This window comes from Hahella sp. NS-SX17, assembly GCF_057367735.1.
In genome coordinates this window covers 5,794,072-5,808,096 of record NZ_CM170632.1, presented here as the reverse complement: position 1 = coordinate 5,808,096, position 14,025 = coordinate 5,794,072, and the positions used below count along the sequence as shown (strand labels likewise).

The 14,025-nt window shown below is 55.1% G+C and carries 16 protein-coding genes; 11 read left to right on the top strand and 5 right to left on the bottom strand.

The window, feature by feature from the left end; genetic code table 11:
• Positions 1–9 precede the first annotated feature (9 nt).
• Positions 10–483, bottom strand: coding sequence for a type III secretion protein (locus AC2IBB_RS25825; RefSeq protein WP_486329581.1), 474 nt, complete (start codon positions 481–483; stop codon positions 10–12).
• Between the two features lie 3 nt (positions 484–486).
• Entirely contained in the window at positions 487–1,806 is a 1,320-nt protein-coding gene (gene sctN, locus AC2IBB_RS25820; protein ID WP_486329580.1) for a type III secretion system ATPase SctN, read from the bottom strand.
• Positions 1,807–1,911: 105 nt separating this feature from the next.
• Between sctN and sctW the strand changes: the two genes are divergently transcribed.
• The 11 genes from sctW (at position 1,912) to AC2IBB_RS25765 (ending at position 10,111) form a co-directional block, all read left to right on the top strand.
• Positions 1,912–3,042 carry a type III secretion system gatekeeper subunit SctW gene (gene sctW / locus AC2IBB_RS25815; protein WP_486329579.1) on the top strand — a complete coding sequence of 377 codons (1,131 nt, stop codon included), beginning with the start codon at positions 1,912–1,914 and terminating at the stop codon, positions 3,040–3,042.
• A gap of 43 nt (positions 3,043–3,085) precedes the next feature.
• Positions 3,086–3,463 carry a hypothetical protein gene (locus tag AC2IBB_RS25810; RefSeq protein WP_486329578.1) on the top strand — a complete coding sequence of 126 codons (378 nt, stop codon included), beginning with the start codon at positions 3,086–3,088 and terminating at the stop codon, positions 3,461–3,463.
• Entirely contained in the window at positions 3,463–3,759 is a 297-nt protein-coding gene (locus tag AC2IBB_RS25805; protein ID WP_486329577.1) for a hypothetical protein, read from the top strand. The genes AC2IBB_RS25810 and AC2IBB_RS25805 overlap by 1 nt, the downstream gene beginning before the upstream one ends.
• Positions 3,756–4,133, top strand: a complete 378-nt coding sequence (sctX, locus tag AC2IBB_RS25800) for a type III secretion apparatus assembly protein SctX (RefSeq protein WP_486329576.1) — start codon at positions 3,756–3,758, stop codon at positions 4,131–4,133. Before AC2IBB_RS25805 ends, sctX begins: the two co-directional genes overlap by 4 nt.
• 4 nt (positions 4,134–4,137) lie before the next feature.
• Positions 4,138–4,494, top strand: coding sequence for a type III secretion apparatus assembly chaperone SctY (sctY, locus tag AC2IBB_RS25795; RefSeq protein ID WP_486329575.1), 357 nt, complete (start codon positions 4,138–4,140; stop codon positions 4,492–4,494).
• A complete protein-coding gene (gene sctV, locus AC2IBB_RS25790) occupies positions 4,491–6,563 on the top strand; it encodes a type III secretion system export apparatus subunit SctV (RefSeq protein WP_486329574.1) in 2,073 nt (690 codons plus the stop codon). The genes sctY and sctV overlap by 4 nt, the downstream gene beginning before the upstream one ends.
• 262 nt (positions 6,564–6,825) lie before the next feature.
• Positions 6,826–7,125, top strand: a complete 300-nt coding sequence (locus AC2IBB_RS25785) for a hypothetical protein (protein WP_127969167.1) — start codon at positions 6,826–6,828, stop codon at positions 7,123–7,125.
• Positions 7,126–7,170: 45 nt separating this feature from the next.
• On the top strand, positions 7,171–7,710 hold the full coding sequence (locus AC2IBB_RS25780) for a hypothetical protein (RefSeq protein WP_486329573.1): 540 nt from the start codon (positions 7,171–7,173) through the stop codon (positions 7,708–7,710).
• A 53-nt stretch (positions 7,711–7,763) separates the two neighbouring features.
• Entirely contained in the window at positions 7,764–8,282 is a 519-nt protein-coding gene (locus tag AC2IBB_RS25775; protein WP_486329572.1) for a SycD/LcrH family type III secretion system chaperone, read from the top strand.
• Entirely contained in the window at positions 8,266–9,288 is a 1,023-nt protein-coding gene (gene sctE / locus AC2IBB_RS25770) for a type III secretion system translocon subunit SseC family protein (RefSeq protein WP_486329571.1), read from the top strand. Before AC2IBB_RS25775 ends, sctE begins: the two co-directional genes overlap by 17 nt.
• Positions 9,289–9,298: 10 nt before the next feature.
• The gene (locus tag AC2IBB_RS25765) at positions 9,299–10,111 is read left to right on the top strand and encodes a hypothetical protein (RefSeq protein ID WP_486329570.1); all 813 of its coding nucleotides are present in this window, start codon (positions 9,299–9,301) and stop codon (positions 10,109–10,111) included.
• A gap of 92 nt (positions 10,112–10,203) precedes the next feature.
• On the opposite strand, the gene AC2IBB_RS25760 is transcribed toward AC2IBB_RS25765, so the two are convergent.
• The 3 genes from AC2IBB_RS25760 to AC2IBB_RS25750 form a co-directional block, all read right to left on the bottom strand.
• A complete protein-coding gene (locus AC2IBB_RS25760) occupies positions 10,204–10,788 on the bottom strand; it encodes a PEP-CTERM sorting domain-containing protein (protein WP_486329569.1) in 585 nt (194 codons plus the stop codon).
• A 355-nt stretch (positions 10,789–11,143) separates the two neighbouring features.
• The gene (locus AC2IBB_RS25755) at positions 11,144–12,763 is read right to left on the bottom strand and encodes a hypothetical protein (protein WP_486329568.1); all 1,620 of its coding nucleotides are present in this window, start codon (positions 12,761–12,763) and stop codon (positions 11,144–11,146) included.
• 226 nt (positions 12,764–12,989) lie between these two features.
• On the bottom strand, positions 12,990–14,018 hold the full coding sequence (locus AC2IBB_RS25750; RefSeq protein WP_486329567.1) for a hypothetical protein: 1,029 nt from the start codon (positions 14,016–14,018) through the stop codon (positions 12,990–12,992).
• Positions 14,019–14,025 lie beyond the last annotated feature (7 nt).

Genomic DNA, 14,025 nt, shown 5'->3' with positions numbered 1-14,025 from the left:
GTACTGTGTTTAGTTTTGGGGGCGTGAAAAACTGGTTTCGCTGGCTTCCTCAAGCTCTAGATCTTCGAGTCGCAGAGCCTCTGCATTAGCCTCGGCAGTCATTTGCGCAATCAGCATCTGGCACTTTTCGACGGCTTTGCCGGCTTCCGCCAAAGCCAGCTCCGCCTGTCTCAAATCGGCTTCGGCTTTAGTCTGCTCAACCCTGGCCTGTTCAACCTGCTCCGTCAGCGAAATTTCCTTCAGGCGCAGCATGCCGATCTGGTGTTTGACTTTGTCGATGGCTTTAAGCCCGACCTCTGATCCCATGATGCCGTCATACAGGCGATGTTCTTCCTGCACACGCCAGATTTCGAACTGTTGCAGGTCGCGCTGGGCCTCTTCGAGTTTCGCCTGGGCCTGCGTCAGTAACTGACGTTTCCTGAGAGTCTCCGCCTGGGCGTTGCGCTCGCGCAGCTTTTTGATGTCGGCCAGTGCGGACAGCATGATCTACACCGACTGCGCCAGGGCGTTAAGCGTGGCTGGGAAGTCGCACTTTTCGTCGGTCGCCTGCTTGAGAAAGCCGCGGATGCGGTCGATCTTGGCGATGGCTTCGTCCGCCAGCGGATCGCTGCCGCGCTGGTATTCGCCGATTTTCACCAGCAGCTCCACATCCACATACTTGGCCATCAGCTCGCGCATCTTGCCCGCCGCCTGACGATGCTCCGGGCTGGTGATGGCGGTCATTACCCGGCTGGTGCTGGCGAGCACGTCGATGGCGGGATAGTGGTTGGCGGCGGCCAGTTTGCGCGAGAGCACAATGTGGCCGTCGAGGATGGAGCGCACCTCGTCGGCGATGGGTTCGGACATATCATCCCCTTCCACCAGCACGGTGTAGAGCGCGGTAATGGAGCCCTTGTCGTTGAAGCCCACCCGTTCCAGCAGCTTGGGCAGGGTGGCGAACACGGAAGGCGGAAAGCCGCGCCGGGTGGGCGGCTCTCCCGCCGCCAGACCGATTTCCCGCTGCGCACGGGCGAAACGTGTTACTGAATCCATGAGCAACAACACTTTCTGACCCTGGTCGCGGAAATATTCAGCGATAGTGGTGGCCACATAGGCGGCTTTGGCGCGCTCCATGGACGGGCGGTCCGACGTGGAGATCACCAACACTGAACGGGCCAGCCCCTCCGGTCCCAGGTTATGTTCGATAAACTCCCGCACCTCGCGGCCCCGTTCTCCGATCAGGGCGATAACGATGACATCCACATCCGCGCCCATGACCAACATAGACAGCAACGTACTCTTACCGCCGCCGGCGGCGGCGAATACGCCCATCCGCTGGCCTTCGCCGCAGGTGAGCAAACCGTCCAGAGCGCGCACGCCGAGACTGAGCGGTTCGCTGATCATGCGGCGCATCATGGGGGAGGGAGCGTCGGCGTAGACCGGGTAGTGCTGCAGGTCGGAGGGAAAGTCCGCGTTTTTGCCGTCCATCGGGGCGCCCATGCCGTCCAACACGCGGCCCAGCAAATGAGGGCCGACCGCAATGTGGTGGGACTGCCCGGTAGTGATCACTTCCGTGGCGGTCGAAATACCCAGCATGTCGCCCATCGGCGTCAGCAGCGCTTCTTTCTCCTGAAAGCCCACTACTTCGGCGAGCAGTCGGGGCGCGCCGGCGGACTCCAGATAACAAAGTTCGCCGATTTGAGCGCCGGGAACGATCGCCCGGATGATGGTGCCGACCACGTTGGTCACCCGGCCGCGAAGGCCGACCGGCTGCACCTCGGCGATGGCCGAGCGCAGGTCTGATAACACATGGCTCAACTGGCTCACGTTTGACTCCTTAAAGCGGAAATTAACTTTCGCAGAAAAACTTTCTTCTTATGGGTGTTACCAACAGGGAGAAAGTTGCATGTTCAATTGCCGGAGATCGCAAACTTGAGTGAGCAAATCGTCAACCGGACCAGCGCTCCTGTCCTGCAGAGCGGGTCGATATCCACGAATGAAGCGGCTGCCCGGCAGGGCAAGCTGCACGGGGAAAATGTGCAGGTGAAGCAGAGCGCGTCCTCTTTACTGGAAGACGCCAAAGAGGAAGTGTCTCTTTTGTTCAAGGAGCGAGCGGAAAAGACGTTGGCGCGGCGGGAGATGTCCACCGGCAAGAAAGAAAACAACCAGCAGATCCTGATTGAGAAAATCCGGGAAATGATGGATCAGGTCCCTGATCTGCTGAAGAACGTCAAAATGAAAGTGCTCATTGAGCGTATGGCCAGTAACTTTCCCTCTACGCCTCAGCAATTGATGCGCCGCCTGGAGGAGTTCTCCAAAGACCCGACCCTGCAATTCGTCGCCTTACAGGTGCTGGAGCAGGAAGCCAAAGCTGGCGGCGCCGATAAGGCTGAACAGCTGAAGATGATCAAAAGCGCCGCCACGGAGCTGATGAATAGTAAAGGCGAGGCGGTGCGAGCCGGGTTGAATGTCTCGCTTACCGCCTCCGAATTCGCCGACCGTCTGAAAACAGACGTTCAGTTGCTGCGCGACGCCTATCGCGATGCGGTGCTGAACTACGGCGGCATTACTCAGACGTATCGCAGCATCATTGAGCGCCATAAAGGCAGTCCGTTTGAAACCGTGCGCAAATTTTTGATGAAAGCCCTGGGCGCTGATTACAACGCGCAAGGGCCGTCCATTGAGCCAACCCGGCTTAAGGCGATCATGGACGATATGTACGCCCTAAAGCTGCTGGGCGGCGTGCACGAACAATGCTGCGACATCATGGGCGTGATGCGCGATCTCTACGGTCAGGAGGACTGTAAGAGCGGCCAGGACCTGATGGGCAAAGTGCTGGACATCAAGGAAATGGATTGGGTGCAACCGTCCCAGATTGCTTCTATCCCAATGGAAATGAATGTGCAGGGCATTGAAAACCAGATCTACCTGTTGCGGGAAGTGGACACAGTATTTCGCGAAATTCCCGAAAAAACCTACAACGACCCCGCCGACCGGGAACGCCTGCTGGGCGTATCCAGGGAAGCCCTTGAGCAATTGTTTATCAAGGAGCAGGAAGAATGAGAGTGGGGCGACGATCAATTCAGAACAGGAGTAAGTCGAAAAAATGAATGCGATTCACAACATGTTGAACGCCTATGGCCGCAGCATGGGCGTCAATGGCGTGGGAGAAGGCGTCACCGCGCTGAGTTACGAAACCGGCGAGCGTATCACCCTGGACCAGCGCGACGATTGCCTGGCGGTGTCCCTCAGTTATGAATTACCGGAGTTTGAAGTGGACGAAGTCGCCGAAAAACTGTTGCAACTGACCCACTATCAAACGTCCACGGATTATCAGATCCAGCCGGGCCTGATGGGGGAAAGGCGGTTGGTGATGACCATCTGCATGAACGCCTCCGAGGCGTCCATTGACTTCCTGGACGGCGCTATCCGCCGCCTGCGGCATCGCTATCAGGAACTGACCGGCAAACTGGGTAATCTCTGATGGATGTCATTCTGAGCATGCCCTGGCCGCTGCAGCCGGAAGTGGAAAAGTCGTTTCTGATGCGCTGTCGCGAACTGGCGGAACAGGGGGAGGAGCGGGTGCTGATCCGCTGCGACCAGCCTCCGCATCCGTCTACCAGGGTGCTGACTCTGCTGTTGAGTATCGCACGCCTGGCGCCTTATGGGCCGACGCAATGGCGAGTGATCGACGCGGAAGAGAATCTGCTGGAGGCGCTCAGACTGACCGGACTCGATCATTGGTTTAAAAACGGGACGGACGAGGAGGCTGTCGCATGAACAACATCTCTTTGCGCTCCAATATCGAAGGGCTTTCCCTTTATAACGCGGCGGACGAGCGTCAGCTGCCGTCACGTAAGAAATTCACCCCCGCCGGCGGGCAGGTGGTGTCACATTTACGTCAGCTCTACAGCAAAGGCGAAGAGTCGTCATTGCTCGACTCCTTCATCAAACCCCGGGTCAGCTCTGAAAGCCTGCTGTCGCCAGTGGATTTCGAGCGGCAATACGGGGAAGTGCGCGGACTCTTTCAAAAACTGGCCCAGCAATCGCCAGAGGACCGTGAGCTGTTCAGCAAGGCGGAGAAAATTTTGCGGGATAATCAGGACGATATGCGTTACCTGAATCAGTATCGCAATGCGTTGATCGAGGCATAGTCGGATGAGCGAGTCACTGTCTCTCAGTCCCGCCAACCGTGAATGGCTGTTGGCGCTGGCGTTTGTATACCTGCAGCAGAACCATCATAAAAAGGCGCTGACCCTGTTGCAGGCCACCGCCAAACTCTGTCCCGACGATGCTTATGTGACCCGCGGGCTCGCCTTCGCCTGTCTGAAGGCCACGCGCTACAAAGATGCGCTGACCCTGAGCGACCGCAGCCTCCGGGAACTGGGCGTGAAACAGGAAACCGCGCCATTTCTATTGATACGCAGTCACGCGCTGTGGGCGCTGGAGCGTCCTGAGGAAGCGCGTAAAAGCCTGAAGAAATATCATCAACTAACAAGGAACTCTGTCGTATGAGTAGAGGAGCTTCTGTTCTGAGCGCGCTCAGCCAGCGCAACGACGTGGTGCTGGCGATCTTCCTGGTGGGCATCATTTTTATGATGATACTGCCTATGCCGACCATGCTGGTGGATGTCATGATCGCCATCAACATGGGGGTGTCGGTGATACTTCTGATGCTGGCGCTGTACATCAAATCGCCGCTGGACTTCTCCGTGTTTCCGTCCATGCTGCTGATCACCACTATGTTTCGATTGGCGTTATCGATCACCACTACGCGTCTGATTCTGTTGCAGGCGGACGCCGGGCAGATCGTCTACACCTTTGGTAACTTTGTCGTCGGCGGCAACCTGGTGGTGGGCGGCGTTATCTTCCTGATTCTGACCATTGTGCAGTTCCTGGTTATCACCAAGGGCTCGGAGCGGGTGGCGGAAGTCAGTGCGCGTTTCTCTCTGGACTCCATGCCTGGCAAACAAATGAGTATCGACGGCGACATGCGCGCCGGAGTTATCGATATGGAGGAAGCCCGCGTCAGACGCGCCAAAGTGGAGAAGGAAAGTCAGCTATACGGCTCTATGGACGGCGCTATGAAGTTCGTCAAAGGCGACGCGATCGCCGGCTTGATCATCACCGCGGTTAACATTCTCGGCGGTATCCTGGTTGGGGTGACGCAAAATGGCCTGAGCGCCGGCGACGCCGCCGCCATCTATTCGGTGTTGACCATCGGCGATGGTCTGGTGGCGCAGATTCCCGCTTTGTTTATCTCTATCACCGCCGGCTTCATCGTCACCCGCGTGTCCACGGATGAGTCGGAAAATCTGGGGCGCGATATCGGCGGACAGATCGGCGCGCAGCCGAAAGCGCTCTTTATCGGCGGCGCCTTGTTGTTGGGTTTCGCCTTGATTCCGGGCTTTCCAACGGCTGTTTTCCTGGTGCTGGCCGGGTTGATCAGTTCGGTGGGTTTTATCATGAGTCGTAAAGCCAAACACGCCGACGCGGACGATGACGACATTCCCGCTATGGCGGCGGCGGGACAAACCCGAACGCCCAGCAAAACGCCGGAAAAAGACGACTTTTCGCCTACAGTGCCCTTGTTGCTGGATGTGGCGGCGTCCTGTCAGCAAATGCTGAAGCCCTCTGAACTGAACGCCGAGTTATACAGAGTGAGGCGCGCACTGTATCTGGACCTGGGCGTTCCGTTTCCGGGCATTCACCTGCGTTTCAACGAGAGCATGAAGGACGGCGAATACACCATTTTGATGCATGAGGTGCCGGTGGCGCAGGGGCGCTTGCCGGCGGATAAAGTGGTGGTGTTGCAGGATCAGGAGCAACTGGACATTCTTGGCATCCCCCATCAGCAGGGCGAGCTGGCGATGTCAGCCAATCCATACTGGGTGGAGACATCCCATGCGCCCGCCATGGAGGACGCGGGTATCGAATATCTGGATGCGCCGCGGCTGTTGATTTACCACCTGTCTTTTATTTTGAAACGCTACGCCAGCGAGTTTATCGGCTTGCAGGAGTGCCGCTACCTGCTGGACCAAATGGAAGGACAATATGGCGACTTAGTGAAAGAGGTGCAGCGCGTCGTGCCGATTCAGCGTATTGCGGAGATTTTGCAGCGGCTGGTGTCAGAAGATATCTCCATCCGTAATCTGCGCGCCATCATGGAGGCGCTGGTGGAGTGGGGCCAAAAGGAAAAAGACACGGTGCTGCTGACGGAGTACGTTCGCAAGAGCCTGAGCCGCTACATCAGTTATAAGTTCTGTAATGGCCAGAATGTGCTGCCCGCTTATATGTTGGATCAGGACCTGGAAGAGTCCATTCGCGGCGGCATCCGACAGACGTCTTCCGGGGCTTATCTGGCCCTTGACCCGGACACCACTCAGAATTTCATCAATGAACTGCATCGGGAAGTCGGGGATCTGGACGCTTTGCAGCATAAACCGGTGTTACTGGTGTCCATGGACATCCGCCGTTATGTCAGAAAGATGATCGAGCGCGACTTCTTCGAACTGTGCGTGCTGTCCTATCAAGAACTCACTCAGGACATCACGGTGCAGCCGATCAGCCGGATTTGTCTGTAATCCTCATCGAGCTAAATATCGAGAGCGGTGGAACTCCTCCAGCGCTCTTTTTTCCGCTTTTGTCCCTCTCTCCAAATCCTCTCCCCCAACTCGCCCAAACAGCGCCGCAATTCCCAATTTAGACGCAAATATTCCCAAAAACAGCGACTTTTTGCGTCTTTCCGTTACTCAACTAATGATCCTCTCCGTAAACCGCGACGGTGATCCCCAAGCGGTGCGGCGAGAGGGTTATTCATGACTAAATCAAAGTGAGGTTAAAGCTATGAGCCAGACATTTACGGATGTAGAGGTGGAGAAAACGCTGGCGGAGTCCGAAGCGTTGATCCGTAAAGCGGAAAATATGCGTGAGCAGGGAGACAAGTTGTTTCAATCCCTGGGAATTCCCCGAGGCAGCGCTCAGAAGATATTGAATCACCCATTGGCTTCCGAAGGGTTCAAGCAGCAGGGTATGGAGCAACTGCAGGAATGGCGGGATGAAATTACCGAGATCATGAAGACCGGTAGCCGTACCACGACTCCCATCAAACGCAAAAAATCCAACCGTAATTATCTGGCGATTTAGCCCTCAGCTTTTTCGGTCTTACCTATTTAATACGAGGAAATTGAGATGAGTACAGTCCCTGTAACCAACAACCAACCCGTCAATCCATACGAGACTACTACGCCTACTGGCGATCCTAAGAATGCGTCCAAATTCGACGACGCCAATATGGACCCGTTTACACGAATCATGCTGCTGCAGGAAGAGCGCGTTGGTTTGCTGGATGGTCAGGTTAAATCCCAAAGCGAACGGATGCAGAGCATCAACACGGAGATCAAGGATTACGGCAAAACCATTTCCATGGTGAATGACAAGGCCGCGGGGCTGAAAAAGGGGGAGGACAAACTCACGCTGACGGATGCGGAAGTGACTGAGCTGAAGTCCAAAGGCGTTGATGTCAAAGGCAACGAAGTCAGCAAAGACCAGCTCAACTCCTATGCTGAAACCCTGAAGCAAAAGCGGGACGGCCTCAACAACGACTCACAGATGGAAATGATTCGCCTGCAGGGGCTGATTAACAAGCAGCAGCAGGCCTACCAGTTGATGACCAACATTCAGAAGAAAGAACACGACACCATCATGGCGACCATTAACAAGATCAACTGATGGCCTGCGTGTGTTCTGAACTCACAGAACTTAATCAGTAAAGGAGACATTCCGTGGCTGAATCAGCACAAGCAATACAACCAGACGCAGACGCCCGCTTTGAAGCGCTTCTGGAGTCGGTGGTGCATGGTCACGCAACCTTGGGCGAGATCAAGGGGATCACCGACAATGAATTGGAGGCGGTCTACACGGTGGCGTACAACCTGTATCGACAGAATCGCAATGGGGAGTCGGAAAAGCTGTTCCGTTTCCTTTGCCTGTACGGGCATTTGGATAAGCGGTTCTGGATGGGGCTGGGCGCCTGTCTGCAACAGCAGCAGAAGTATGAGGAAGCTGTGCAGGCGTATTCTTACATGGCCGTTCTGGATGTGGAAAATCCACACCCCCCAATGCATGCGGCGTTCTGCTACCTGGCTTTGAACGATCTGGAGAAGGCGGAAAGCGGTATTGAAGCGGCCTTGCATTGGGCGGGCGATCAGGAAAAGTACTCCCAGGTGCGCGCCAAAGCTGAGCTATTACGTTCAGTACTGCAACAGAAAAGGGAGGGCCTGGCCAATGGTAACGGTAGTTGACAATCAACAGTTCAATTATCCGATTGGAAACCCGGAGAATCAGGACGTTCAACTCCCGGGTCAGAAAAAAGTCGGTCCGCTTCAGGTTTCTCTGAATGTTCAGGAACCTCAGACCGGCGCCGCGCCAAATGCGTCGGGCAAGTCCTTTGCTCCGGACCTGGAGCAGCCGCAACCCCGCTCCTCCGATGAATTAGTGGCGCTGTTGTTAACGATAAAGTCCAAGTCCAGCAACGAGCAGATCGCTTCCTCCCAGCAGGACATTCAGCTGAACCGGACCAAGCAAAACCAAAAGCATGAGGAAATGCAGGAGCAAATACAGAAGTCCATCGAAGCCGGCGACAAGGCCAAAAAAGGCGGTCTGTTCGGCAAAATTTTCGGATGGATAGCCAACATTGCGACGGCGATCGCCGGCGCAGTCATGATCGCAACCGGGGTGGGAGCCATTGCGGGCGCAGCCATGTTGGCGTTGGCGGTGGATTCAATGGTGGGCGCGGCCACCGGTCACAGCCTGATGGGCGAAATGACCAAAGGTATAGCCAAGGGGTTACAGGCCATGGGAATGGACGAGAGTGTCGCCAACATTGTTGCTGGCGTCGTCACCGCGGCCGTAACGATCGCTGTCTGCGTCGGCGCCAGTATGGCCTCCGCCGCCAAAGCGGGTTCGGGGTTGATCACCAGGCTGGCGTCTTCGCCCGAGCAGATGCAGAAGATCCAGGTTGCGGGCGCTCAGGTGAAGAATATCTCCACGGCGACAGCCGGAGTCTCGGAGGTCGGCAGCGGCGCATCCCAGATAACCACTGGCGTATACAAGAAGCAGGCGACTGATTCTCGCGCTAACCAAATGGATATGAAGAAGGAACTCGCGAAGTTGCAAGCGGCCATGGAGGCGGAGCAGGATCGCTTGAAAGAAGTCATCGCCAAACTGAACGAGGGCGTCAGTCGCATCCTGCAGATCATGGGGAACGACCACAGCACTCGCATGCAGATCAGCAGGAATATGGTATAGGAGACTTTTTATGAGTGTTAATCCGGTAAACGAAGCGAATAACCCATTCGCTTTTTCTATTAATACGGAAGGCCCTGTTCCGGTTAAAGGTCCCAAACAGGAGGCTTCGCTGGTGCTCAGCGACGGTAAGCAGGACATACCGCTGATGCGTTTCAGTCGTGAGACCTACCAACCACAACTGGAGAGCCCTGATAGCAAGGCAGGCCCGCCAGGGAAGCAGCTTGACGGCAAGCTGTCGGAGGCCAGCGCCACTCTGGAGGTGGATATCTTCGCCATTATGAGTTTGATCCATGAGCTGGCGCAGACGCAGAAAAAAGGCGCCCGCGACATTCGTCATGGCGAGTACCAGCAGAAGTGGCAGTCGCTGGAAAACGCCGGCAAGGAGCTGCGTGACTCCGCAGGTAAAGAACTGGCGGCGTCCCTGGTGCAGGGCGCTTTTCAGATCGCAGGCGGCGCCGCTTCCGTCAAACTGACGGTGAAGTCGACACAGCAGACGAATGCGTTGATGAAAGACACCAAGCTTGATCCTGCGCAGTTGCAGCTGAAGCTGCAGGTGCCGCAGAACCTGACCAACCTGGGACAGACCTTCACCCAGATGGCGGGGGGCGTCGGTACGGTGGTTGCGGCGCCCCTGACCTATGAGTCCAAGCTGGATCAGGAGCATCAAAAGCAGTATGAAGCGGAGTCCGAGAAGCACTCGGCGAATATCGATGAAGCTAAGGATTTCATTCAGACCATGAAAGAAATCATGGACGACGTGAGATCCAAGCTGTCCGCTATCGAGCAATCCAAGCACGAAACGCGGCAGAAGATATTCTCGTGAAGTTGATTGTGTTGCAGTAACAAAAACGGCTGATCCCCAGATCAGCCGTTTTTGTCAGGGTGTGATGAAGAAAGCGCTAACCGGTTAAATGTTTAAGATTTGCGTCGCGCTCTTCCTGCGAGTCCCAGAAGGGCTGCGCCGAATAAGGCCAGTGTGGCGGGCTCAGGGACTTTCTTGATGCTGGTGATAGCAAACTTCACTGTAGCGTTGACGTCAAGCGTCAGACTGCCTGAATCAAATAAAGCAACAGGGAGGTGATTCAAGGAGGGTGAAAGAGGCTCTTTAAAGTTGAGTTCAAATTCAGCGACGTCAAAATAGAAAATAGGAATGTTATCAGAGGGGACTTCATCGGTGAAACTGAAGGTGTTTTCATTCATACGCGCTTTCATTTCGAAGGGAGGCATCGTGCTCTCGCCTGAGTCGCCAAAAACATAGTCACCGACTCTGGCGCTCCAGGAGCTGATTACAATTTTTCGATCATCCGGCGATCCTACGATATCGTAAGTGAGGCTTCCAAACATTGAGGTTCCAATATTGGGAAAATCCCTTTCAGGAAAGTAGGGGTCAAACACATTACTGACGTCTTCCAGACTGCCTGAAAACTGATAGGTAATGGGAGTAGCGCGAACCGTGGAGGTAAGCGTTAGGACGGTTAAGAAAAGTAAAACTTTCTTCATGAGAATTCCTTGTTAAAAGTACCCTTTAATTCAACGTTTTACGCAAAATGCGCGCCATCTTCCATATTCCCTGTCGGTGTCGGCTTTATCTGTGAGGTCAATCTACAGCAGCTTACACTTTTGTAAACTTTGCTGACGTTTGGAGCTGTTCTACGGCATTCGCGGTTGTCTTTGCTGTTCGAGCACACACTGGCGTAGTTCATATTGTCCCGACACTCAAGTAAGCGAACGTCAATTATAAATAAAAGACGTTGCATTATGTATGGATTCGCCGCCGCCTTTTTTACTTTAAGTTTTGCTTTTGTAAAAATTACCGACGTACTTCGACCTTTACTCCCTAATTACAAACGCACAGTTACATCGGAATCCGCTCCACATTACCCAAACGGCCGTCTTTGAACTCCAGCTGATAAAAAATATCGTTCCAGTCTCCTGGTACGGTAAACCGGTATGCGCTGAGGATGGTTCGCGGGTTTTTCTCAAAAATCTGCTCTCCTTTAATACTCACGGGTAAGCTGTTTTCGAGTTGGTCGCTGCTGGCGCTATAGCGAATCCTCTGTACATTCGCCCAAATCACCAATGGGTCATGGTCCGGCGGCGCGCAGCCAATGATCTCTGCGTTGCGATGACAGTTCAATTGAGGACGGCCCAGGTTAGCGGCGGTCTTGCGTATGATCTGGTCCAGGTCGAAGGCGTAGCTGAACTCCCGGGACTCACCGTCATGGCTGACTCGCACTTTAATCGCGTCGCTTTGGGGCGGAACGATGGGAAAGACATTTTGCGCCTGTCCTCCCTGGGAGGTATTGATGAACCCCTTGCCGTCGGAGTCGTAGGCGATCTCCAGGCTGGGCCTGGAGACATAACACTGGGCGCCGGACGCTCCCAGGAATAACTGAAATGATCTTCCATGCGCTTCAAACTTAAGCGCGGCGAACGGCGCTTCCGCGTAGTCAGCGCCCTTGGCGCGCAACGGCGTCCAACTGGAGTCCCGATGATCGTAACTGTCTGCGTTGTAGCTGATTTTGATATTGAACGGAATGGACCCGGCGTCAGCGAAGAGAATGTCTCCGTAAAGTTCGGCGCCAGGCTTCAGCCCGATGATGTCAAAAGGAGGGATGAGACAAAGCTCGCTTATTCCGCCAGCCTCCACCTCACGGCAGTCGATGGCGGTTTGAAAAGCATGATTTCCATGGGTGGGTCCGAAGGCCAGCCCCGTCGCCTGGGCTTCACAGAGCTCTTGCGCATCTACCTTGCAGCCGCTGGGAGTACACTCGAATACCCTGTCTGGTCTATGTTCCAATTTGGCGGCAAGTCCGTTGCGACGAACATCTGTCTGAAACTGTCGCAGTCTGCCGCTTAACTTCATTGCGTCAGTCTGTGCGCTGTTAACGGTTTCTCCAGCGGCGTCGAACATTTTGGTCATATTTTCACGCAGCGCCTCCTGCTGTTGCTGGATGAACTGGCTGGAATTCGGGTCCGGCCTGACCATGAGTTCATTGACGGCGCTGTAGCGTTTTCCGGCGGAAGTGGTCGCCTCCACTACAATACTGACCCGGCTGAAGTCGGTCGCATCCCTGATCGACACCAGCGTCAGCTCCATCTGGCAATTATCCGGCGCTTGCTTCAACACCGCGCCTTCATTGCCTTGCACCTGCCAATGACAGGTCATGCCGCTCAGGTGCTGTCTCCGTTCCGCATCCAGCTTCACCACTACTTTCTCACCGGGCTTGATCATCTTTTCGCCGATGATGTCGATGCGATAGGAAGGAGAGTCTTCCTGGCGGATACTGATATCTCCTCCTACATTGCCGCCGACCATGACGTTATTGTCGCCGCTGTTGTGCTGACTGGATGTAGGGTCGCGGTTAATGCTGAAGATGATGGTGACGACGCCGGCGAGGATGGACACCACGGTGGCGAACAGTTTGAGGGCTTTTGATCCAGAGAGAAACGAATGAGGCGCAGGCTTCGACATAATCACTCCTTCCTGTTATAGGCGAGTCGCCAGTCCTGAATGATGGGTGTGCAAACGTGATTACAGCGATGAGATCAGAGTTCGATTATAAAGGAAGTGAGAGACTGTTTTGTATGCGCGACGACTAAGCTTTGGTTTAGGCTGAGAGTTTAGGAAGGGGCTTATCCTGTGGCTGTGTGGCCGAGCGCAAAGAGACGGTCGGCCACAATCAAGGGAAGTAACGCGGCTACATTTGCTGCACGTAGCGGATGGCGTCACGTTCGTTGGAGGTGGTCCAGCCGTCTTCCAATATCGCTGTTAGCAGGTTGCGCAGTGGCGTATGCGCTTTCAGACTGCTTTTGATGATAGGCGTCGACCGGCGCACTCGGTTGACGTAAAGCAGCGCGACGTCGTCCGCATCCGAGTTGTACGCCCAGTCCAGCTCTTTGAAGACGCTATAGACCTTGTCCATTTCGTAGCTGCACTTTTCCACCAGGTCGCGGGCGATGGCTTCTTCGTCGGTGTTGAACATTTGCGTATGTTTGTCCAGAAAGGTTTTCACGAAAGGGTCATTGGAGGCGGCGACCTCAATGTAGGCTTCGTCGGCGATGATAGAGCCCAAAACGCCGCCGACCACGGCGCCAATGGCGACGCCCACCGGGCCGGCCCATAATCCCGCCACCGCGCCTCCCGCTGCGCCGCCGGCGAAACCGCCACCCAGATTCGCGGCTTCTCTGCCTGTCGCCCGGGTTTTATCTTCAGCGGAGGCGATGTTGTAGATGGCGATGCCGGCGCTTAATAACCAGAGGGCGCGGCCGGCTTTACCCAGGCGAATGGCTTTCGCGGAGACTTTGGGGTTCGCTCTGCCGGAGCTTTCCACAATCTGTAGAAAGACGTGATCCTGATCCGCTTTGCTCAGTTGCGAGAAGGGCTTGCTGAACAGGCGCTTGGCGTACTTGTCGCACAGCACATCCAAATCCAGACCTTTCGCTTTGAGGGCGCGGGCTTTGGCGCGTCCGATGTCGCTGGATTTGGTTCTGGCCCACTCCATGATTTCATTACGCATCTGATTGGCGGCCTGCGCCGCTTCGCTGGGGCTCATCTGACGGCTGTTGACCAGGTCTTTCAGCGATTCCGCATAGGCCTTGGTTTTCTCCATATACATCTGGCGGACATTACTGTCCTGAATAAAACGTTGCCCGAAATTGACGGCCTGGATTTCAAACTGCCTGATGGCTTCATGCGCGCTGTTATTGTTGGATTGATTGTCCGGCATACTAGGT

Coding starts and splice junctions, on each gene's coding strand:
- sctY (WP_486329575.1), top strand. CDS start 4,138: ATGAGCGAGTCACTGTCTCTCAGTCCCGCCAACCGTGAATGGCTGTTG.
- sctV (WP_486329574.1), top strand. CDS start 4,491: ATGAGTAGAGGAGCTTCTGTTCTGAGCGCGCTCAGCCAGCGCAACGAC.
- AC2IBB_RS25765 (WP_486329570.1), top strand. CDS start 9,299: ATGAGTGTTAATCCGGTAAACGAAGCGAATAACCCATTCGCTTTTTCT.
- AC2IBB_RS25760 (WP_486329569.1), bottom strand. CDS start 10,788: ATGAAGAAAGTTTTACTTTTCTTAACCGTCCTAACGCTTACCTCCACG.
- AC2IBB_RS25780 (WP_486329573.1), top strand. CDS start 7,171: ATGAGTACAGTCCCTGTAACCAACAACCAACCCGTCAATCCATACGAG.
- AC2IBB_RS25810 (WP_486329578.1), top strand. CDS start 3,086: ATGAATGCGATTCACAACATGTTGAACGCCTATGGCCGCAGCATGGGC.
- AC2IBB_RS25785 (WP_127969167.1), top strand. CDS start 6,826: ATGAGCCAGACATTTACGGATGTAGAGGTGGAGAAAACGCTGGCGGAG.
- sctX (WP_486329576.1), top strand. CDS start 3,756: ATGAACAACATCTCTTTGCGCTCCAATATCGAAGGGCTTTCCCTTTAT.
- AC2IBB_RS25755 (WP_486329568.1), bottom strand. CDS start 12,763: ATGTCGAAGCCTGCGCCTCATTCGTTTCTCTCTGGATCAAAAGCCCTC.
- AC2IBB_RS25805 (WP_486329577.1), top strand. CDS start 3,463: ATGGATGTCATTCTGAGCATGCCCTGGCCGCTGCAGCCGGAAGTGGAA.
- AC2IBB_RS25825 (WP_486329581.1), bottom strand. CDS start 483: ATGCTGTCCGCACTGGCCGACATCAAAAAGCTGCGCGAGCGCAACGCC.
- sctE (WP_486329571.1), top strand. CDS start 8,266: ATGGTAACGGTAGTTGACAATCAACAGTTCAATTATCCGATTGGAAAC.
- AC2IBB_RS25750 (WP_486329567.1), bottom strand. CDS start 14,018: ATGCCGGACAATCAATCCAACAATAACAGCGCGCATGAAGCCATCAGG.